Annotated in this window: 17 protein-coding genes; 4 read left to right on the plus strand and 13 right to left on the minus strand. The window is 69.6% G+C overall.

What is annotated here, in order from left to right; genetic code table 11:
* Positions 1 to 138: 138 nt before the first annotated feature.
* The 11 genes from AC1MBE_RS00385 to AC1MBE_RS00435 are packed head-to-tail and all read right to left on the minus strand — an operon-like array spanning position 139 to position 10891.
* Positions 139 to 657 carry a GNAT family N-acetyltransferase gene (locus AC1MBE_RS00385; protein WP_479780026.1) on the minus strand — a complete coding sequence of 173 codons (519 nt, stop codon included), beginning with the start codon at positions 655 to 657 and terminating at the stop codon, positions 139 to 141.
* Positions 658 to 689: 32 nt separating this feature from the next.
* A complete protein-coding gene (locus tag AC1MBE_RS00390; RefSeq protein WP_346958194.1) occupies positions 690 to 1310 on the minus strand; it encodes an L-threonylcarbamoyladenylate synthase in 621 nt (206 codons plus the stop codon).
* Positions 1311 to 1346: 36 nt separating this feature from the next.
* Positions 1347 to 2492, minus strand: a complete 1146-nt coding sequence (locus AC1MBE_RS00395; RefSeq protein ID WP_479780028.1) for an XdhC family protein — start codon at positions 2490 to 2492, stop codon at positions 1347 to 1349.
* A gap of 9 nt (positions 2493 to 2501) precedes the next feature.
* Positions 2502 to 3248 carry an SRPBCC family protein gene (locus AC1MBE_RS00400; RefSeq protein WP_479780030.1) on the minus strand — a complete coding sequence of 249 codons (747 nt, stop codon included), beginning with the start codon at positions 3246 to 3248 and terminating at the stop codon, positions 2502 to 2504.
* A complete protein-coding gene (locus AC1MBE_RS00405; RefSeq protein ID WP_479780032.1) occupies positions 3248 to 4564 on the minus strand; it encodes a vWA domain-containing protein in 1317 nt (438 codons plus the stop codon). Before AC1MBE_RS00405 ends, AC1MBE_RS00400 begins: the two co-directional genes overlap by 1 nt.
* The gene (locus tag AC1MBE_RS00410) at positions 4557 to 5480 is read right to left on the minus strand and encodes an AAA family ATPase (RefSeq protein ID WP_479780034.1); all 924 of its coding nucleotides are present in this window, start codon (positions 5478 to 5480) and stop codon (positions 4557 to 4559) included. The genes AC1MBE_RS00405 and AC1MBE_RS00410 overlap by 8 nt, the downstream gene beginning before the upstream one ends.
* The gene (locus AC1MBE_RS00415; protein ID WP_479780036.1) at positions 5477 to 6106 is read right to left on the minus strand and encodes a nucleotidyltransferase family protein; all 630 of its coding nucleotides are present in this window, start codon (positions 6104 to 6106) and stop codon (positions 5477 to 5479) included. Before AC1MBE_RS00415 ends, AC1MBE_RS00410 begins: the two co-directional genes overlap by 4 nt.
* Entirely contained in the window at positions 6090 to 7040 is a 951-nt protein-coding gene (locus tag AC1MBE_RS00420) for an XdhC family protein (RefSeq protein WP_479780038.1), read from the minus strand. The genes AC1MBE_RS00415 and AC1MBE_RS00420 overlap by 17 nt, the downstream gene beginning before the upstream one ends.
* Before the next feature lies 1 nt (position 7041).
* Positions 7042 to 9435, minus strand: a complete 2394-nt coding sequence (locus tag AC1MBE_RS00425) for an aerobic carbon-monoxide dehydrogenase large subunit (protein WP_479780040.1) — start codon at positions 9433 to 9435, stop codon at positions 7042 to 7044.
* Positions 9432 to 9995, minus strand: coding sequence for a (2Fe-2S)-binding protein (locus AC1MBE_RS00430; protein WP_479780042.1), 564 nt, complete (start codon positions 9993 to 9995; stop codon positions 9432 to 9434). Before AC1MBE_RS00430 ends, AC1MBE_RS00425 begins: the two co-directional genes overlap by 4 nt.
* Before the next feature lie 5 nt (positions 9996 to 10000).
* Entirely contained in the window at positions 10001 to 10891 is an 891-nt protein-coding gene (locus AC1MBE_RS00435; RefSeq protein ID WP_479780044.1) for an FAD binding domain-containing protein, read from the minus strand.
* Positions 10892 to 11010: 119 nt separating this feature from the next.
* Between AC1MBE_RS00435 and AC1MBE_RS00440 the strand changes: the two genes are divergently transcribed.
* Both AC1MBE_RS00440 and AC1MBE_RS00445 read left to right on the plus strand, forming a co-directional pair.
* The gene (locus tag AC1MBE_RS00440) at positions 11011 to 11991 is read left to right on the plus strand and encodes a LysR family transcriptional regulator (protein ID WP_479782699.1); all 981 of its coding nucleotides are present in this window, start codon (positions 11011 to 11013) and stop codon (positions 11989 to 11991) included.
* 118 nt (positions 11992 to 12109) lie between these two features.
* Positions 12110 to 12427 (plus strand): DUF6457 domain-containing protein, encoded by a 318-nt coding sequence (locus AC1MBE_RS00445; RefSeq protein WP_479780045.1) that lies wholly within the window; start codon positions 12110 to 12112, stop codon positions 12425 to 12427.
* Between the two features lie 86 nt (positions 12428 to 12513).
* Here the strand turns inward: AC1MBE_RS00445 and AC1MBE_RS00450 are convergent, their stop codons facing one another.
* A complete protein-coding gene (locus tag AC1MBE_RS00450) occupies positions 12514 to 14871 on the minus strand; it encodes an FdhF/YdeP family oxidoreductase (protein WP_479780047.1) in 2358 nt (785 codons plus the stop codon).
* Positions 14872 to 15207: 336 nt separating this feature from the next.
* The gene (locus tag AC1MBE_RS00455) at positions 15208 to 16983 is read right to left on the minus strand and encodes a long-chain-fatty-acid--CoA ligase (RefSeq protein WP_479780048.1); all 1776 of its coding nucleotides are present in this window, start codon (positions 16981 to 16983) and stop codon (positions 15208 to 15210) included.
* Positions 16984 to 17192: 209 nt separating this feature from the next.
* Between AC1MBE_RS00455 and AC1MBE_RS00460 the strand changes: the two genes are divergently transcribed.
* Together AC1MBE_RS00460 and AC1MBE_RS00465 are read left to right on the plus strand one after the other, a co-directional pair.
* Positions 17193 to 18575, plus strand: a complete 1383-nt coding sequence (locus AC1MBE_RS00460; protein ID WP_479780049.1) for an MBL fold metallo-hydrolase — start codon at positions 17193 to 17195, stop codon at positions 18573 to 18575.
* Positions 18572 to 19888, plus strand: coding sequence for an erythromycin esterase family protein (locus tag AC1MBE_RS00465; protein WP_479780051.1), 1317 nt, complete (start codon positions 18572 to 18574; stop codon positions 19886 to 19888). Before AC1MBE_RS00460 ends, AC1MBE_RS00465 begins: the two co-directional genes overlap by 4 nt.
* Positions 19889 to 20093: the final 205 nt, after the last annotated feature.

Raw genomic sequence — 20093 nt, forward strand, 5'->3', positions numbered from 1 at the left:
GTTCGACCGGGTCCGGCTGGACCGCCGTGTCGCAACCCTTGCAAAGAGAATTGGTGCGCGGGGTGCCACGCTGCCTGACGGCGCGAGATCCCTATTCCCGCCAGCCACTGAGCTCGCGGGCTGTCAGGGTACCTCAGGTTAGACGGTATCGATCCAGTAGCGCCGCTTGCCCTTGCGGGTGTCCTCGTAGACGCCGCCGTTCTTTTCGATGGTCGCCCGGGAACCGGCGTTGTCCTCGTCGCAGGTGAGAAGGACCCGCGGGATTCCCAGACCCCGCGCTATCGGCAGGGCGTCAGCCAGCGCTTTCGCCGCATGGCCGCGGCGCCTGGCGGAGGGTCGCACGCTGTAGCCGATGTGCCCGCCCTGATTGAGCAGGAAATCGTTGAGTTCGTGCCTGATGGCAAGTGAGCCCAGGAACGTGTCACCCTCCACGATCCACAAATACGTGCAGGGCACGTAACCCGGTTTCCGCTCGGTGTCCGGCAGAGCGTCCTTGTGGAGGACATCGACAAAACGACGGAACGCCCCGGCGTCCCGGAGTTCTTCCAGAGGCCAGTCCTCCGCGCCCCCGCCGTCCCGGCGCGCGCCCTCAAATTCGGCGGAACCTTTCAGCCAGGAGGCGTGGAAGCTGACGTCAGGCACGGTGAGGCGAGGCATCACCGGATCGTATCCCAAGGGCGGTCGCCGGACTATTCAAACCGCGACGGGTCGCCCATGCCGTGGCGGACAACCTCGGCGACGCCGCTGGAGAAGTCAATGACCGTCGTCGGCTCCGCCCCGCAGTCGCCGGAATCAATCACAGCGTCCACCACATGGTCCAGCCGTTCCTTGATTTCCCAGCCCTGGGTCAGCGGCTCCTCCTCGTCCGGAAGCAGCAGCGTGCTGGAGAGCAGCGGCTCGCCGAGTTCGGCCAGCAGCGCCTGCACCACCTTGTTGTCCGGGATGCGCACGCCGACCGTCTTCTTCTTGGGGTGCAGCAGCCGCTTCGGCACCTCCTTGGTGGCCGGCAGGATGAACGTGTAGCTGCCCGGCGTCACAGCTTTGATGCTGCGGAAAACGTCGTTGTCGATCTGGACAAACTGCCCGAGCTGGGCGAAGTCCTTGCAGACCAGCGTGAAGTGGTGCTTGTCATCGAGGTGCCGGATGGCGCGGATCCGGTCCAGCGCGTCCCGGTTCCCCAGCTGCGCGCCGAGCGCGTAACAGGAATCGGTCGGATAGGCGATCAGGCCGCCGGACTTCACCATGTCCACCACCTGCGTGATGGATCGCGGCTGCGGGTTGTCGGGGTGCACATCGAAATATCTCGCCATGGCACGAGCTTACGCCCGACTCCGGGCGTCCCGCCGCTAGGCCTGCTGCTGCCCGTAATGCTGCTCGTCGTGGTGGATCCGTTCGTCCAGCTGCCGCAGCGGCTCGCCGCTGCCGCTCCACTGCGTGGCGATGATTTCCGCGGCGATGGATACCGCGGTTTCCTCAGGGGTCCGGGCGCCGAGGTCCAGGCCCACGGGGCTGTGCAGCCGGGATAGTTCGGCCCCGCCCAGGCCCGCCTCGCGCAGCCGTCGGAGCCGGTCCTCGTGGGTGCGCCGCGAACCCATCGCCCCGATAAACGCCACCGGGCTGCCGCGCAGGGCCACCGCCAGCAACGGAATGTCGAACTTCGGATCGTGCGTGAGGACGCAGATGACGGTCCGTTCGTCGACCAGCCCCCGCTCCTGCTGCCCGGCCAGGTAGCGGTGCGGCCATTCGTTGACCACCTCGGCAGCCTCGGGAAACCTGGCCGGAGTGGCGAAGACGGCACGGGCGTCGCAGACCGTCACCCGGTAGCCCAGGAACGTCCCGAGCCGCGCGAGTGCGGAAGCGAAGTCGATTGCCCCGAAAACGAGCATCCGCGGCGGCGGGGCGTAGCTGGTGAAAAAGATCCGCATCCCGCTGTCCAGCCGCTCACCGTCCGCACCGTAGGTCAGGATGCCCGTCCGGCCCGCGGCCAGGTAACCCTGGCAGTCGTCGCCGACGGCGAGGTCGGCACGCTCGGAGCCCAGGTTGCCCTCGAAGCCGCCCGGCCGCACTACCAAGTGCCGCCCCAGCCAGTTACTGTCCGGATGCTCGATCACAGTGGCAACCCCCACCCGTTTTTCGTCCTCGACATCCTGCCGCACGCCGTCGAGCTCCGCGAAGCGCTGCTGCGAGACCGGCTCCACGAAGATGTCGATAATGCCGCCGCAGGTGAGGCCGACGGCGAACGCGTCGTCGTCGTTGATCCCGTAGCGCACCAGCACCGGGACGCCGTCGTCCTTGACCTGGGTGGCCAGCTCGTACACGGCGCCCTCGACGCAGCCGCCGGAGACCGATCCGACGGCGGCGCCGCCGGCGGTGACCAGCATCGACGCGCCGGGAAGCCGGGGGGCGGACCTGAACGTGTTCACGACCGTGGCCAGTCCCGCGGTTCTGCCCTGCCGCCAGTCCGGCATCATGGCTGCCAGCACGTCCCGCATGGAGTGCTCCTAAAGCCGTCCGCAGAGCCTGAGCATCCGGAACGCCGACCGGCGTCCGGCCCAGTAAGCCAGGCAGGCGACCGCCGCGAGCAGGCCGAGGGCCTTGCCGGGGCTGGAGAGCTGGCCGGCGGCGATGCCCTTGGCGAGGCTAAAGGCGTCCAGGCTGCCCGACGGCGGCGCGGGCGGCGCCGTCGGCGTGGGCGGCGTGCCGGGGCCCGCAGGGGTGGGAGCGGTGGGGGCGGCCGGCGAGGAAGCCGCGGCCGGCACCTGTTCGGCCGGCGTGGGGGCCGCGGCGGCGGTTACTGGCTCCTGTTCGGCCAGCATGGTCTGCAGGTTGCCGGCGAAGAGCCCCATCATCTGTTCGGTGACGCTGCCGATCACGCTCTTGCCCATCGCCGCGGCCTTGCCGGAGAGCGCCAGATCGGCACTGACTGTCCCGTGCGTTGTGGTCCCTTCTTCGGTCAGCGCCAGCGTCACCGTAGCTTCGGCGGTGCCCTGGCCACGGGTTTCCTGTGCCTTGCCGCCCAGCACGGCCCGGTGCTCGGCGGCGTTCCGCTCCAGGACATTGAGCAGGCCCCGGTACTGCATGTTTACCGGGCCCAGCTTCACCGTCATGCCCACCTGGTAGGCGTCATCGGAGAGTTTGTTCAGGATCTGGGCGCCCGGGAGGCAGCCTGCCACCCGTTCGAAATCCATCAGCGTGTCCCAGACCTTGCCGATCGGTGCGACCACCGAGAAACTGCTGTCAATCTGCATTAGCTGCTCCCTTGACTTGCGATCACTTGTCTTCCAACTGTGTGTCCTCCCGGCTCGGCCGGGCCGTCGCCGCGGATTGCCGTCGCCAACTCCGCCAAGGCCGTGTAGCTGTGTCCGCTGACGAACGCGTCGCAGTAGGGGAGCGCGGCGGCGATCCCGCCGGCCAGCGGCTGATAGTGCGGCGCTGCCTTCCGCGGGTTCACCCAGACCACCCGGTGCGCGAGCCTGCGCAGCCGGGCCATCTGGGCCGCGACCTGCGCCGGATCCTCCTGTGCCCAGCCGTCGGAAAAGAGCACCACCACGGCTCCCCGGGCCAGTCCGCGGCGGCCGTGTTCGTCCACGAATCGCCGGAGGCTCTCGGCGATCCTGGTACCGCTGGCCCAGTCGGGTGCGGTGGCGGCCGCCTGCGCAAGTGCCAGGTCCGGGTCGCGTTGGGCCAGCTGCCGGGTCAGGCGCGTCAGCCTGGTGGAGAAGACAAAGGCCTCCGCCCCGGCCTTCGCGACGGCGCCCTGCAGCAGCGCCAGGAAGATCCGGGAGTACGGTTCCATCGAGCCGGAGACGTCGCAGAGCAGCACCAGCTTGCGCCTTTGCTCGCGGCGCCGGGCGTACAGGAGCCTGGGGGAGTCATAGCCGGAGCGGCGGGCCGCCCGCACGGTAGCCCGGATGTCCAAACGTGCGCTGCTGTGCGGCGACTTGCGCGTGCGCCGGCTCAGGCGCACGGGGGTTGCCAGCAGGATCCGGCCGGCCAGGCGGCGGATCTCGGCAGCTTCCGCCTCGGTGAGGTCGGCAAAGTTCATCCCGTGCAGGTGTTCTTCCGTTGATGCCATCGCAAGGACGGCCTCCCGCCCGGGACCGGGCCGGTCCCCGGCGTCGTCGGTACCGGCGGTCAGCGCGGGCGGCCGCAGGGCTGTGCTGCCTGGCGCGGTCGCGCGTCCGTTGTCATCGGCGGCCCGGGTGCGGGATCCGTCCGCCGGGGGCGGGGCTGCCGGGACAGGTACGGGTTCGCCGGCGTGGCGGTCCAGCGCGGCGGCGGGATCGAAGCGGCCCCGGAAGACGGCGCCAAACACGGCGTCGAACTCGGGCAATTGCTCACGGCCGGAGACCAGCACCACCCGCAGAGTCCAGTAGAGCCGTTCCAGGGACGTCGGCGGGACCAGCCGCAGCGCCACCGCCAGCCGGGCCGCCCGGTCCGGCGAGCAAGTGACGCCCGCGCCGCGCAGGGCCGTGATGAAGGCCGCGGCCAGGTTTGCAGCCTCGACGAACGGCGGCCCGGCAGCCGGGGGAGAGGGCCGCGAGGGCTGGATCGGTTCAGTCATTGGTGCCGTCCACGAGCCAGGCTGCCCCGCGGGAGCCCACCAGCTCCAGGTCGTCGCGGTTCTTCACGATCGAACCCCAGGTCTGTTCGGCCGTCGCGGCGTCGATCCGCTCGATGCCCAGCACCGCGAGCGCGGACACCCAGTCGATGGCCTCGGAAATCCCCGGCGGCTTCGCCAGATCCAGCGTCCTCAGCCGCGTGATCACCGCGGCGGCCTGCAGCGCCAGCGGGCCGCTGCTGGCGGGCACCCGGCGGCGCACAATCTCGGCGATCCGGGCTGGCCCGGGATAGTCGATCCAGTGGTAGAGGCAACGCCGGGTCAGCGCGTCGTGCAGGTCCCGGGTGCGGTTGGAGGTCAGCACGACGATCGGAGGATGCGTGGCGCGGATGGTGCCCAGCTCCGGGATGGTGACCGAGGCCTCGGCGAGCAGCTCAAAGGTGAACGCCTCAAACTCGGCGTCGGCCCGGTCGATCTCGTCCAGCAACAGCACAGCCGGCCGCGGCCCCGGGTGTTCAATGGCCTGCAGCAGCGGCCGGCGCAGCAGGTACTGGGGGCCGAACAGCTCGGCCTCGCTGACGTCGGCGTCGCGCGCCTCGGCCAACCGGATCCCCAACAGCTGGCGCTGGTGGTTCCACTCGTAAAGCGCTTCGCCGGCGTCGATCCCCTCGTAGCACTGCAGCCGGTACAGCGGGGTGTCGAGCAGCTCCGCCAGTGTCTTGGCGGCCTCGGTTTTGCCGACTCCGGCCTCGCCTTCGAGCAGGATGGGCTGCGGCAGCCGCACCGCGAGGAACAGGGCGGTGGCGAGTCCGGTGTCGGCCAGGTAGTCGTGTTTGTCCAGGGCGGCCATCAGCGAGGCCACGTCCGGGATCCGCCGCTGCACCTCTTCCTCCGCCCCGGTCCGCGCCGCCGTGTTCACCCTGCCCCCTGCAGCTCGGCCAGCACCTGCCGGTAGTCCTCCTCGGTGTCGACGTCGAGGGGGACGTTGCCCGGTGTGGGAACCTCGACGACGTCCGCCGCCCGCTGCTCCAGCAGCTTCCACACGGCTTTGTCCCCGTGCAGCGAAGCCAAGTCCGGGAGCAGCCGCCGATTGAACGCGAGGGGATGACCGGGGCCGTCGTCGTAGCGGCACACCGCCGCCCCGGGACCGTCCGGCCCGGCCAGCGTCCGCAGCAGCGGGGCCACACTCTCGGACCGGATGCCCGGCTGGTCACCCAGCAGCAGCACCACCGCTTCGGTGTCCGGCCGCAGCACCGCCATCGCCGCGGCGATCGAGGACGAGCATCCCTGGCCGTAGTCCGGGTTGAACGCCACCTCGCAGCCCGTGGTGTCCACGGCGGCGAGGACCTCCCGGGCCGATCCGCCCAGCGCCAGCACGGTCTGCGCGAACCCGCAGCGCCGGGCCGTCGCGAGTACGGCGTCCAGCAGCACGCCGTCGCCGTAGGGCAGCAGCTGTTTGGGCCGGCCCAGGCGCGCCGACGCCCCGGCCGCCAGGATGACAGCCGCGGTGCCGGCCATGGAGGGGGATTCAAATGCTGGGGGCATAGCGCTCCGGATCTTTGCGGAAGGCGGCGCGGCAGCCGGGGGAGCAGAAGTACACGGTGGCGCCGTTGTGTTCAAGCTGCAGCGAGGATTCGATCGCCGGCACGGACATCCCGCACACGGGGTCCACCGCGGTCTCCGGCTGCGGCGCGGACGGCGCCGGAACCCCGCCGGCCTGCGCGCTGTTCTGAGCGATGGTCTGCGCGCCGGCCCGTGCCGCGGCCCGTTCCTGGACCAGCTGGGCGAGGATGGACAGCGCGATTTCAGCAGGGGTGCGGGCGCCCAGTTGCAGGCCCGCCGGGGTGTACACCCGGGAGCGCAGCGCTTCGTCGACGTCGAGCGAGTCCAGTACGGCGGCGCCGCGCGATTCGCTGGCGACCAGCGCGACGTAGGGCACGCCGGCCCGCAGGGCGGCTTCGAGGGCACCCTCCTCGGCCTTGCCGTGCGAGGCAACGATCAGGGCGGCGTCGTCCGGGTGGGGTTCGGCTGCCCCGCCGTCGGTGAGTTCGACGTCGAAACCCACCCCGGACCCCAGCGCGGCGAGGGCCTGCGCCACCGGTGTCGTCCCCACCACCACAACCCGCGGCGCGGGCAGTCGCGGCTGCAGGAAGATTTCGATCGCGCCGCCGCTCAGGCACGGGTTGGACACCTCGACGGCGCCCTCCTGGGCGCGGCGGGACGGTTCCCCCGGCAGCACCCGCAGTAGCAGGGGTTCCCCGGAGGAGAGCACCTGCAGCCCGTACTCCCGGACCGAGGACTCGACGCAGTTCCCGCCGACGAAGCCGTGGATGTCGCCGCCGGGCAGCACCAGGGCGGTGTCCCCGGCGCGGGCGCTGGTGGGATGCTGGGCGCGGACCACCGTGGCGTGCACGAACGGCTCGCGGCGGGCGGTGAGTTCGCCGGCCCGGGCGGCAAGGGATTCGGCGGCGGTGGTCATCTCAGATCGGCGGCCTTGCCCGGCCCTGCATGGCCGCCCAGACCCTGGCCGGTGTGCACGGCATGTCCATGTGCGTGACCCCGAACGGCGCCAGCGCGTCGACCACCGCGTTCACGATCGCCGGCGGGGAGCCGACGGTGGCGGACTCGCCGATCCCTTTGGCGCCGATCGGGTGGTGCGGGGAGGGCGTGACCGTGAAGCCGGTCTCCCAGTCCGGGACTTCCATGGCCGTGGGGATCAGGTAGTCCATAAAGGAGCCGCCCAGGTTGTTGCCGTCCGCGTCGAACTCGATGATCTCCATCAGGGCCATCCCGACGCCGTCGGTCAGCCCGCCGTGGACCTGGCCCTCGATGATCATCGGGTTGATCCGGGTCCCGCAGTCGTCCACCGCGATGAAGCGCCGCACCTTGACGTGGCCGGTGCCGGGGTCGACGTCGACGACGCAGATGTAGGCGCCGAAGGGGAAGGTCAGGTTGGGCGGGTCGTAGGTGACTTCCGCGTCGAGGTTCCCGTCGACGCCTTCGGGCAGCGTCATGGTCCCGTGGGCTGCCATCGCGATGTCCTCGATGGTCTTCCCCGCGCTGGGGTCGCCCTTGACGAACCAGCGGCCTTTTTCCCATTCCAGGTCCTCCGGGCGGGTCTCCAGCATGGCCGCGGCAATCAGCTTCGCCTTTTCCCGCACCTTGCGCGCCACGAGCGCCACGGCGCCGCCGCTGACCGGCGTCGAGCGGCTCCCGTAGGTGCCCAGGCCGAACGGCGTCTGGTCCGTGTCGCCGTGGACGACGTCGATGTTCTCCGGCGGGATGCCGAGTTCCTCCGCGACGATCTGGGCGAAGGTGGTTTCGTGGCCCTGCCCCTGGCTTTGCACGGACAGCCGCACGACGGCCTTGCCGGTGGGGTGCACCCGCAGTTCGGCGCCGTCGGCCATGCCCAGGCCGACGATGTCGAAGTGCTTGCGGGGCCCGGCGCCGACGACTTCGGTGAAGAAGGAGATTCCGATGCCCATCAGCTCGCCCCTGGCGCGCTTCTCCTTTTGCTCGCGCCGCAGGTCCTCGTAGCCGGCCAGCTGCATGGACAGCCGCATGGCCGCCTCATAGTTGCCCGAGTCGTAGACCCAGCCGGTTTTGTTGGCGTAGGGGAACTGTTCGGGCTTGATGAAGTTCTTCAGCCGCAGCTCCGCGGGGTCCATCTCCAGCTTCCGGGCCAGAATGTCCACCATCCGCTCCACCAGGTACACGGCCTCGGTGACGCGGAAGGAGCAGGCGTAGGCCACCCCGCCGGGCGCCTTGTTGGTGTAGACGCCGGTCACCTTGCAGTAGGCGGCCTGCAGGTCGTAGCTGCCGGTGAAAATGGAGAAGAAACCGGCCGGGTTCTTGGTGGGCTGGGCGGTGGCGTTGAACGCGCCATGGTCGGCCAGCACGTCGGTGCGCAGCGCCAGGATCTTACCGTCCTTCGTCGCGGCGATCTCGCCCTTCATGATGTAGTCGCGGGCGAAGGAGGTGGACATCAGGTTCTCGGAGCGGTCCTCCATCCACTTGACCGGCTTGCCGGTGACGATGGAGCCGACGACGGCCAGGATGTAGCCCGGGTAGATGCCGACCTTGTTACCGAAGCCGCCGCCGATGTCCGGGGAGACGATCCGGATCTTGTGCTCCGGGATGCCGGCCACGATCGCGAAGAGAGTCCGGTGCGCGTGCGGGGCCTGGGTGGTCTCGTAGAGCGTGAGCTTGCCGTCTATGGGGTCGAAATCGGCGACGGCGCCGCAGGTCTCCATCGGGGCCGGGTGCACCCGCGGGTACACCATCTCCTGGCTGACCACGACGTCGGCGCCCGCGAACACGGCATCCGTCTCCGCCGCGCTGCCCATTTCCCAGTCGAAGATCTTGTTGTCCGTCCGGCCCTCGATTTCGTCCCGGATGAGGGGCGCGTCGGCGTCGAGGGCCCTGCGCGCGTCGACCAGCGGCGGCAGCACGTCGTATTCGACGTCGATCAGTTCCAGCGCGTCGCGGGCGGCGTAGCGGTCCTCGGCCACGACGAACGCGACCTCCTGCCCCTGGAACCGGACCTTGTCCGTGACCAGCACCGCCTGCACGTCGGCGGAGAGGGTAGGCGCCCAGGCCAGCTTGAGGCCCTCCAGGTCCTTGCCGGTAATGACGGCGAGGACCTTGGGGTGGGCCAGGGCGTTGGTGGTATCAATCGACACCAGCCGCGCGTGCGCCACCGGGGCGCGCAGGATCGCGCCGTGCAGCATGCCGGGCAACACCAGGTCGTCGAGGTAGTGGCCCTTGCCGCGGACAAAGCGGGGATCCTCCTTGCGCTGGATGCGGCCGTAACCGATCGGCCGGTCCGCGTCGCCGGCGGCGGGGTTGCTCTCCCGCTCGTGGATGACAGTCATGCCTTCACCTCTGCGTCCTGGGTTTCCGTGGCGACGTCCGCCACCACGGTGTCGGTCCCGTCGAGGACCTCCTCGGCTCCCTCGCCCCCGCCGGCGGTCGGCGCCGGATGGGCGGCGGCCCACTGCACCGAGCGGACAATCGTCGCGTAGCCGGTGCACCGGCAAATCTGCCCGGAGATGGCCCGCCGGATCTCGCCGTCGTCCGGGTGCGGGTTCTTGTCCAGCAGGGCGCGGGCGGTGAGCATCATGCCCGGGGTGCAGAAGCCGCACTGCAGCCCGTGTTCCTCCATGAAGCCCTGCTGCACCGGGTCAAGCGTGGCCCCGGTGGCGAGCCCCTCGACGGTGCGGATGTCGTGCCCGGCAGCCATCGCCGCGAGGACGGTGCAGGACTTCACCGGCTGGCCGTCCATCAGGACGACGCAGGTCCCGCAGTTGCTGGTGTCGCAGCCCCAGTGGGTACCGGTCAGTCCCAGCACCTCGCGGAGGTAGTGGACCAGGAGCACACGCGGCTCAATGTCGCTGCTGACTTCGTTGCCGTTCACGGTCATGCTGATCTGCATGCGCTTCAGCCTTCCTGCGTCTGGGCGGCTGTCCGGGCGGCGCGGGCGCAGGCCTGCCGCAGGACCCGCCGGGTGAGTTCGTCGGCGAGGTGCCGTTTGTAGTCGACCGGTCCGCGCTGGTCCGCTACAGGGTCGCAGGCTGCGGCGGCCAGCCGCCCGGCGTCGGCGAACAGTTCCTCGGAGGGGTGCTTGCCGCGCACTGCCGCGGCGGCTTCGGCGACGGTGTGGTCCAGGCCCAGGGCGGTCAGCCCGACGGCGGCGTCGGCAATGCGGCCGTCCTCCTCGAGCGTCACCGCCGCGCCAGCGGCCCCCACGGCCCAGTCGCCCACGCGCCGCTCCACCTTCTCGTAAGCGCTGGAGGAGCGGGGCCGGATCGGCAGGCGGACCTCGCACAAGAGTTCATCCTGGCCGACGGCGGTCTGGTAGGGGCCGCGGTGGAAGTCCTGCATCGCCAGCGTGCGCTCGCCGCCGGGGCCGCGGATCACGGCCAGGGCACCGAGGACGTCGCAGACCGTGGAGAGGTCCTCGGCCGGGTCGGCCTGGCACAGCGAGCCGCCGATGGTCCCGCGGTTGCGCACCACCGGGTCGGCGATCACCTGTTCGGCGTCGCGGACGATCGGGAACAGCCGGGCAATCTCCTCGGACTCCAGCAGCGTGGTGTGGCGGGTCAGGGCGCCGATGCGCAGCTCCCCGGCGTCGCGCAGGATGTAGTCGAGCTCGAAGAGGTCGTTGATGTCGATCAGCCATTCGGGCCGGGAGAGCCGGAGCTTCATCATCGGAAGCAGGCTGTGGCCGCCGGCGACGACCCGGGACTCAGGTCCGTGGCGTGCCAGAAGCTCGAGCGCGTTCTCCACCGTGGTGGCCCGAACGTAGTCGAATGGAGCCGGAATCTGCATAGTCCCACCTCACTCCAAGGCGCGGGCAACGTCGCCCGGCGCCGATTTAACGCAAGTGTTGCCCCGCCCCGGCGGGGGTGTCAACATCGTCATAAGCGAAAGGTTATGAAGCCGTGCCGATGACGTTGAGCCAGTTGCGGACCTTTGCGCTGGTGGCGCGCCTGGGCTCGCTCCACGCGGCCGCGGCCGCCCTGGGCGTCAGCGAACCAGCGGTGTCCGCGGCCTTGGCGGCGCTCCGGCAGGACCTGGGCGATCCCTTGTTTGTGCGGGCTGCCGGCGGGATTACCCTGACGTCCGGCGGCCGGGCCCTCGCGGACTATGCGCAGGACATTGTCGGGCTCGCGGACCAGGCCCGCTGGGAGGTCGGTAACGCCAAGAACGACGCCGGGCGGCTCAAGATCGCTGCCACCGCGCCGTTTGCCGAGCACGCGGCCGGCCGGCTGCTGGACCTGTTCACCAAACGCGTCCCTGGCGCTTCGGTGGACGTGGTCGCCGAAGCCGCCGAGGACCTGGCCGGGCTCCTGCTGGAGCGCGCCTATGACATTGCCCTTGGCGCCCGGCCGCCGGCACCCGCGGGTGCCCCGGCCGCCGAATCCGGCCTGGAATCGGTCCCTTTCCTGCGCTACCAGCGGGTCTTTGTGGCCGCCGCGGCGGACCCTCTTGGCCGGCTGCACGGCCCGCTCGCCATCCAGCGCCTGCTGGGCCGGCCGTGGTTCGCCGGGCCGGCGGGAATCCTGCCGGGTTCGGAGGAGGGCCGCTGGCTCGCGTCGCTGGGCGTGGCGCCGGAAATCATCCGGCTCAGCAGCGAGACAGAGGCCCTTGCTGCCGTGCGGGCAGGGGAGGGGACCATGCTGGCCCTGGCGCACATCGTCCGGGCCGAGGTCCACAGCGGCGCGCTGGTGCGGTTGCCCGTGGCCGGAACCCCGGTCGCCGGCCTGTGGTGGGCCAGCACGCTGGGCCAGCACAGGACCACGACCATGGCCCACACCCTGCAGCGGTTCGTCAGCACTGCCGATGCCACGGCGGCGATGGTCGCCCACGGCGGTTCACGAGGGCTGGAGCGCCGCGGCTCAAAGTTCCACGTCGCCCTGTGGAGCTGACCCGGTGGCCGCAGGTTATTGGCGGGTTCCTTGTGTCGCGTTGCACATTGCCCGGAATCGGTGCTACCCCTTGAGGGATAGCCGATCCACCGAAGCACCCGACGATGAGGAGTAGCACATGACTTTGGCCCGAGACGAAGACAGCTCGCTGCGGCACTGGAGCGCCCGCTTGATCCAGGCCCTGCAGATCCTGGACCTGGAAGTCGACCACGAGAAGATCGTCCAGGTGGCCGACGAATCCCTGAAGGCTGTCGGACCGCACGCCGATGCCATCAGCGCGTTCATCGTTGGGTACGCCGCCGGAACGGCGTCCACCAACGGCCGCAAGAGCACCGACGAAGCGGTGCACGCCGCGTCGAACAAGGTCCTCGAACTTTGCGAACACGGCGAGGCCGGCGGCCCGGACGAAAAGGGCTGGGCCAAGCGCGCCCAATAGCACCCGGAAGGCACCACCGCCGACACCGGAAGGCCGCGTCCCCGTTGGGGGGCGCGGCCTTCCTGTGTCCCGTTGGGCGCGGCGGCTTAGGCCGGCAACGTGACTCCCGGGGCTGCATGGAGCCGGGCCGGGCTGTCCGGAGACTGGTCCAGGCTGGGCTCAAGCCGGACAATGACGGCCTTGGAGATCGGGGTGTTGCTGCCCTCGGCCGTGTGGTTCAGCGGCACCAGCACGTTGGCCTCCGGGTAGTACGCGGCCGCGCAGCCGCGCGCCGTCGGGTAGGAAACCACCCGGAACTTGCGCAGCACGCGCTCGACGCCGTCCTGGTGCTGGCCGTGGATGTCGACGAAGAGTCCGTCCGCGAGGCCCAGTTCGCTGAGGTCCTCCGGATTGACGAACACGACGTGGCGGCCCTTCTTGATGCCCCGGTAGCGGTCGTTGTGGCCATAGATGGTGGTGTTGAACTGGTCGTGCGAGCGCATGGTCTGCAGGATCAGGGTGCCCTCAGGCCGCTCCACGTGTTCGAGTTCGTTCACGGTGAGCACCGCCTTGCCGGTCGGCGTCGGGAACGTCCGCGAGTCGCGCGGACCGTTTTCGAGGATGAAGCCGCCCTCCTGGCGGATTCGCTCGTTGTAGTTCTCGCAGCCGCCCACGACCCGTGAGATGTGGTCCCGGATCAGGTCGTAGTTCTTCTCGTAGCCGTCCCAGTCCGCCCTGATCTTGTCGCCCACGAGGGCTTTGCCCAGGCGGCTCAGGATGGCGGGTTCGGAGAGCAGGTGGTGCGACACGGGCTCCACGCTGCCCCACGAGGGGTGCACGGCGCAGACGGTGTCTTCCACCGAGACGAACTGCTCGCCGGATTCCTGGATGTCGATCTCGGACCGGCCCATGGTCGGCAGGATCAGGGCCTCCGCGCCGGTGACCACGTGGGAGCGGTTCAGTTTGGTGGAGACCTGGATGGACATTTCGGTGCCCGCCACGGCCGCCTCCGCGGCGTTGGTGTCCGAGATGGCGCCGACGAAGTTGCCTCCGACGGCCATGAACACCTTAATCTCGCCTTCCTGCATCCTGTTGATCGTCTCGACCGCGTCCACGCCGTGCTCGCGGGGCGGTTCGAAGTCGAACTCCTCGCCGAGGGCTTCCATAAAGGACTGCGGCATTTGTTCCCAGATGCCCATGGTGCGGTCGCCCTGCACGTTGCTGTGGCCGCGGATCGGCGACGCGCCCGCGCCGGGCTTGCCCATGTTGCCGCGCAACAGGAGCAGGTTAATGATCTCCTTGATAGTTGCCACGCCCTTTTTCTGCTGCGTGATCCCCATCGCCCAGGTGATGATGACCTTGTCGGCCTTCAGGTAACGGGCGGCAAGTTCGTCGATCTCCTCGGTGCGCAGCCCGGTCGCTTCCAGCACCGCGGCCTCGTCCAGCAGGGCCAGGTGCTCCTTGAGCTCCTCGAGGCCTTCGCAGTGCTCGGCGAGGAAGGCGTGGTCCAGCACGGTGCCGGGGTTTTTGGCCTCGGCGTCGAGCACGCGCTTGGACACGGCCTGCAGCAGCGCCATGTCCCCGCCGATCCGGATGTGCAGGAACTGGTCGGCGATCGAGGTGCCGCGGCCGATGATGCCCTTGACCTTCTGCGGGTTCTTGTACCGGTGCAGGCCTGCCTCCGGGAGCGGGTTGACGGCGACAATTTCGCCGCCGTTCTCCTTGCAGTTCTCCAGTTCGGTGAGCATCCGGGGATGGTTGGTGCCGGGGTTCTGGCCCATGATGATGATCAGGTCGGCGTCCGCGTAGTCGTCGAAATTGACGGTTGCCTTGCCGATGCCGATGGTCTGGCCCATGGCCCAGCCGGAGGATTCGTGGCACATGTTGGAGCAGTCCGGGAGATTGTTGGTGCCGTAACCGCGGACCAGCAACTGGTAGAGGAAGGCGGCCTCATTGGAGGTGCGCCCGCTGGTGTAGAACGACGCCTCGTCGGGGGAGGCGAGTCCCTTGAGCTTGTCCGTGATGATCCGGATCGCGTCATCCCAGCTGACCGGCTTGTAGTGGTCCTCGCCGGCGGGCTTGTAGACCGGCTCGGTCAGCCGGCCCTGCATGCCCAGCCAGTAATCCGAGTGGTTGCGGAGTTCACTCACGGAGTGCTCCGCCCAGAACTCCGACGCGATGACCACCGGCGTCGCTTCCCAGGTGACGGCCTTGGCGCCGTTCTCGCAGAACTCGAAGGCTTTGCGGTGGTGCGGGTCCGGCCAGGCGCAACTGGGGCAGTCGAAGCCGTCCTTCTGGTTCATCGACATAACGGTCTTGCGCGTGCGGTTCAGCCCCATATGCTCAATGGCGGGCTTCATGGAGTGGTAGACGCCCGGGACGCCGGCGGCCCAGTGCTTCGGCCCGTCGCCGACCTCCAGGTCTTTTTCGTTCGTTTCTTCAACGCGCGGAGTCTTACGAGTCACGACAACTTCCCTTCTGCAGTCGCCGCCGGGAGCCCGGCGGCGGGCACAACTACCTCTAGGCACCCTACCTGTCCTCTTATGACAGGCCTATCAGCTGGCCCGGAGCGCCGCAAGCCCATGGGTGGCGTCGACGGCGGGCCGGGTTCCAGATTTTCACAAGGTACGTCCCGCATCCTTGCACCACCATCAACTTCTTTAGGCGGAGGCGCGTCACCGGACCGCCGACGTCCCGCCGCGGAACAACAGCCAGGGCCGCGTCCCGGGAGCATGCGATGGGACCGCCGGCTGCCGGGTTCCCAGCGACCCGGCAGCCGGCCCCGCCACCGTCAGCGCACGTCAGTGGCCGGTCGCGGCGGCCTGGCCGCCGGCCACCAGCATGTCCCGGATCTCCCGGCGCAGCACCTTGCCGATCAGCGAGCGCGGCAGCACATCCATCACCACCACGCGGCGGGGGACCTTGTAGGCCGCCAGCTCCCCGCGCGCAAAAGCCAGCAGGGCCGCCGGGTCGACGGTGCTTCCCGGGGCGGCCACGACCGCGGCGACAACGTCCTCCCCGCCGCCGGGCCGGGGGAGCCCCACCACCGAGACGTCGGCGACGCCGGGGTATCCGGCCAGGACGTCCTCCACCTCGGAGGGCGAGACGTTAAAACCGCCGGTGATGATCAATTCCTTGATCCGGTCCCGGATCGTGACGAAGTAGTCCTTGTCCACCGAGACAATGTCGCCGGTACGGAACCAGCCGCCCTCCAGCAGTGCCTCCTCGGTCTCCTTCGGCCGGTTCCAGTAGCCCGCGAAGACCTGCGGCCCGCGGATCAGCAGCTCGCCCGCTTCGCCCGGGGCGCGGTCGATCCGGACGTTCTGCGGGTCGACCACGCGGATGTCGGTCAGCGGAAACGGGACGCCCACCGTGCCCGGTTTGCGGCTGGGGCCAAACGGATTGCCCACGGAGATGGGGGAGGTTTCGGTCAAGCCGTAGCCCTCGATCAGGTAGCCGCCGGTGGCCTTCTCCCAGGTCTCCACGGTCGCGGCCGGCAGATTCATGGCCCCCGAGATGGAGAAGCGGATGCCCTTCAGGCTGATGCCCTGCCGCGCCGCTGCGGCCGCGATCCGGTCATAGATCGGCGGCACCGCGGGGAGAAAGGTTGCCGGGGACTTCCGGTACGCCTTGAGCACCAGGTCGACGTCGAACTTGGGGAAGAGCACCAGCCTGGCGCCGATGCTCAGCGCGAAGGTCATGCAGAGGGTCAGGCCGTAGGCGTGGAACATGGGCAGCACCGCGTACACGGTTTCGCGCCCGTCCTTGAGCCCGGGAACCCAGGCCCGGCCCTGGGCGGCGTTGGCCTGCAGGTTCGCGTGCGTGAGCATGGCGCCCTTGGGCTCCCCGGTGGTGCCGCTCGTGTACTGCAGCACCGCCAGGTCTTCCGGCGCGGGCCGCGGGTGGCGTTTCTTCAGTTCGCCGGTGTCGAGGAGGTCCCGCCACGGCAGCACGGTGCGCTGCACCGCGGCGCCTGCCCGGGGCGCAGGCTTCCCGGCGGCCAGCGCCGCCCGCGCCTTGCGGGCCGCCGGAAGCGGCAGCCGCAGCGCAAGCCGTTTGCCCAGCGGCATCGCCGCGACCAGATCCACCGACACAATGCTGCGCAGCCCGACGTCGGCCGGCAGCTGGAGCACCCGGTCCACCGCCTTGTCCCAGACGACGGCGACGGCGGCGCCGTGGTCCTCGAACTGGTGGCGCAGTTCCCGGTCCGTGTAGAGCGGGTTGTGTTCGACCACGACGGCGCCGAGGCGCAGCGCGGCGTGGAAGGCAACCACGTGCTGCGGGCAGTTCGGCAGGACAAGGGCCACCCGGTCGCCGCGCTTCACCCCGAGTTTCTTCAACCCGGCAGCCGCCCTGCTGATCAGCGTCCCGAGTTCCCGGTAGCTGGTCCGGGCCCCGAAGAATTCCAGCGCCGTCTTTGCACCGAAGCGCCCGACGGAGGAATCCATCAGGTCCACGAGGGAGCCCGCGGGCAGCTTAAGGTCGGCGGGGACTCCCGGGCTGTAGTGCCGGGTCCAGGGACGGTCCGCCCAGGGAAGGCCGGGAACCGGGGCGCCGCGGGGAGATCTCTTGTTCATGCCGTTGTCCTTGCCACTGGGAATAGCGGAACCGGGTTCCCTCCCGGCCCGGGCCTGCCCGAAGGCCTGCCGCAAAAAGCCTACCGGTGCGGACGCCGGGCCCCGCACCTGCGCTGCCCGCTGCCGGGGTGTGCCCGTGACTTTCGGCCCTAGGTGGGGTCCCGGATTGCGCGGAAGGTGGGTTTGACGGACTCGGGAACGGAAGCACCATGAAACACGAGCAGCCGACCCTCCGGTTCTTCGGTGCAACGGACACTGTGACCGGCTCCCGCTACTTGCTCGAAGCCGGCGGACGCCGGGTGCTGGTCGACTGCGGGCTGTTCCAAGGCTACAAACGCAGCCGCGAGCGCAACCGCATGCCCTTCCCGGTGCCGCCCCGCTCGATCGACGCCGTCGTCCTCACCCATGCGCACCTGGACCACACGGGCTACGTCCCCGCACTGGTCCGGGACGGCTTCGCCGGGCCGGTCTACGCCACCGACGGGACCACCGAGCTGTGCAAGCTGATCCTGCCGGACAGCGGGTACCTGCAGGAAGAAGAGGCCCGGTACGCGACGCACCGCGGATCCACCCGCCACAGCCCGGCGCTGCCGCTGTACACCGCCGCGGACGCCGTCAAGTCGCTGAACAGCTTCAAGATCCGCGACTTCGACGACCCGCTGGGTCTTGGCGGCGGCATGGAAATGACTTTCGTGCCGGCCGGTCACATCCTGGGGGCCGCGCAGGTCCACGTCAGGTTCGGCTCCCGGTCGGTGCACTTCACCGGCGACCTGGGCCGCTCCGATGATCCGTTCATGTTCCCGCCACGGCCGCTGGGCGCCGTCGACGTGCTGGTCACGGAATCCACCTATGGCAACCGTAAGCACTCCACCCTGGATCCCGAGAAGCAGCTCGGGGAGATCATCACCCGGGTCGCCAGACGCGGCGGGGTGGTGATGTTTGCCGCCTTCGCCGTCGGCCGGGCCGAGACGCTCATGCTGTACCTGTCCCGGCTCCGCCGCAAGAACGCGATCCCGGACATTCCGGTGTACCTCAACAGCCCGATGGCCATCGACGCCTCGGACATGTACCAGCGGCACCCCGAGGAGCACCGGCTCAAACGGGACGAATACGAGCACATGTACAGCATCGCCAAGCTCACCCGCAGCGTGGACGACTCCAAGCTGCTGAACCTGCGCGGCGGACCGATGATCATCATCTCGGCCAGCGGCATGCTTACCGGCGGCAGGATCCTGCACCACCTCGCCGCGTACGGCACCGACCCCAAAAACGCCGTCATCCTCAGCGGCTACCAGGCCGGCGGCACCCGCGGCGCCGCCCTCGCCGCGGGGGAGCGTGAGGTCCGGATTTACGGCGAGGACGTGTTGATCCGGGCCGAAGTCATCCAGCTGGAGAACCTGTCCGCGCACGCCGATTCGGACGGCATCATCAACTGGATGAAGGCCGCACCGCAGGCGCCGAGGATGACCTACATTACGCACGGCGAGCCGGACGCCGCGGACGCGCTGCGGATCCGGATCAAACGCGAACTGGGCTGGCGGGCCAGGGTCCCGGAACACCTGGAACGGATCGATATCGGGGACCCGCGGTGAAACCGGGCAGCATCACCAAGGCCGCCGTGCTGGGCGAGATCCATTCCCTCGCGCGGCAGCTCCGCAGCGACCGGGACCTCGACGGGCTGGTCCGGCGCGCCGGGGAGTGCCGCTTCACGGCGATCGGGGAAGCCTCGCACGGCACCCACGAGTTCTACACCTGGCGGGCCACGCTCAGCCGCCGGCTGATCGAGGAACAGGGCTACACCTGGATCGGCGTGGAAGGTGACTGGCCCGACTGCTGGCGGATCAACCAGTGGGTCCGCGGCCAGGCCGGGCAGGACCAGGGCGTCCATGCGTTGCTTGCCGGGTTCCAACGCTGGCCCACCTGGATGTGGGCGAACGAGGAAGTCGCCGGGTTCCTGGACTGGCTGCGGACCTGGAACTCCCGCCGGCCGCTGCCGGAACGGGTCGGCTTCTACGGCCTGGACGTCTACTCGCTCTGGGATTCGCTGCGCGAGATTATCGCCTGGCTCCAGGAGAACCAGCCCGCCGCCGTGCCCGCCGCCATGCGGGCCTGGCAGTGCTTCTCGCCGCACCATGAAGACCCGCACCAGTATGCGTGGAGCACGCGGCTGGTCCCGAACTCCTGCGAGGCCGACGTCGTGGCCCTGCTCAGCGAGGTGCGGAGCCGGGTGTTCAGCCCGGGCGATCACGACGAGGAGGCATTCGACGCCGTCCAAAACGCGGAGGTGGCGGCCAACGCCGAGCACTACTACCGCATCATGGTCCGCGGCGACCGGCAATCCTGGAACGTCCGGGACCACCACATGGCGGACACGATCGACCGGCTGAGCCGGCACCTGGGGGCCGGCTCCAAGGGCATCATCTGGGAGCACAACACGCATGTGGGGGATGCCCGGGCCACGGACATGGCGCAGGACGGCCTGGTCAACGTGGGCCAGTTGCTGCGCGAGCGGCACGCCCCGGAGGGGGTCCTGCTGGTGGGCTTCGCCGCCCACCGCGGAACGGTCATCGCCGCGGATGCCTGGGGGACGCCGGAGCGGATCCTGCCCGTGCCCGCCGCCCGGCCCGGGAGCCACGAGGATTTCCTGCACGAGGCCCTGGGCGTGCCGGCGGTGCTGGACTTCGGCGAGGACCGGACCGGACCGTGGCTTTCCAGCTGGCTCGGGCACCGCGCGATCGGGGTGGTCTACCACCCGGACCGGGAGCAGGGGAACTACGTGCCGACCCGGATGGGCGAGCGCTACGACGCCTTGATCTGGCTCGAGCAGACGGCCGGGCTGCGTCCGGTGCACCATGAAGGACCGCCCCGGGAGCCGGAGTTCGAGACCGAACCGACCGGCTTCTAAGGCCTCGCGTGCGGGGCTTAAGGCCCTAACCTGCGGTCGGGTGCCGGGGCACACTGAAGTGTCGGCAGAGCCTCGGTGCTGCCGGCGATTCATGCCAACAGCAGCGGCCGCCAACAGCGGTCTCCGCCGAGGTCTCAGCAGTGGTCACAGAACGGTGCGCTGCGGGGGCCACCGTAGGGGTCGCGTACACGTTCACGCTATGGAA

It is taken from the genome of Arthrobacter sp. BG5, from assembly GCF_056680155.1.

Bases quoted from the DNA above. Each gene is read 5' to 3' on its own strand.
- AC1MBE_RS00385 (WP_479780026.1), bottom strand. From the start codon at position 657: ATGCCTCGCCTCACCGTGCCTGACGTCAGCTTCCACGCCTCCTGGCTG.
- AC1MBE_RS00390 (WP_346958194.1), bottom strand. From the start codon at position 1,310: ATGGCGAGATATTTCGATGTGCACCCCGACAACCCGCAGCCGCGATCC.
- AC1MBE_RS00395 (WP_479780028.1), bottom strand. From the start codon at position 2,492: ATGCGGGACGTGCTGGCAGCCATGATGCCGGACTGGCGGCAGGGCAGA.
- AC1MBE_RS00400 (WP_479780030.1), bottom strand. From the start codon at position 3,248: ATGCAGATTGACAGCAGTTTCTCGGTGGTCGCACCGATCGGCAAGGTC.
- AC1MBE_RS00405 (WP_479780032.1), bottom strand. From the start codon at position 4,564: ATGACTGAACCGATCCAGCCCTCGCGGCCCTCTCCCCCGGCTGCCGGG.
- AC1MBE_RS00415 (WP_479780036.1), bottom strand. From the start codon at position 6,106: ATGCCCCCAGCATTTGAATCCCCCTCCATGGCCGGCACCGCGGCTGTC.
- AC1MBE_RS00420 (WP_479780038.1), bottom strand. From the start codon at position 7,040: ATGACCACCGCCGCCGAATCCCTTGCCGCCCGGGCCGGCGAACTCACC.
- AC1MBE_RS00425 (WP_479780040.1), bottom strand. From the start codon at position 9,435: ATGACTGTCATCCACGAGCGGGAGAGCAACCCCGCCGCCGGCGACGCG.
- AC1MBE_RS00430 (WP_479780042.1), bottom strand. From the start codon at position 9,995: ATGCAGATCAGCATGACCGTGAACGGCAACGAAGTCAGCAGCGACATT.
- AC1MBE_RS00435 (WP_479780044.1), bottom strand. From the start codon at position 10,891: ATGCAGATTCCGGCTCCATTCGACTACGTTCGGGCCACCACGGTGGAG.
- AC1MBE_RS00440 (WP_479782699.1), top strand. From the start codon at position 11,011: ATGACGTTGAGCCAGTTGCGGACCTTTGCGCTGGTGGCGCGCCTGGGC.
- AC1MBE_RS00445 (WP_479780045.1), top strand. From the start codon at position 12,110: ATGACTTTGGCCCGAGACGAAGACAGCTCGCTGCGGCACTGGAGCGCC.
- AC1MBE_RS00455 (WP_479780048.1), bottom strand. From the start codon at position 16,983: ATGAACAAGAGATCTCCCCGCGGCGCCCCGGTTCCCGGCCTTCCCTGG.
- AC1MBE_RS00460 (WP_479780049.1), top strand. From the start codon at position 17,193: ATGAAACACGAGCAGCCGACCCTCCGGTTCTTCGGTGCAACGGACACT.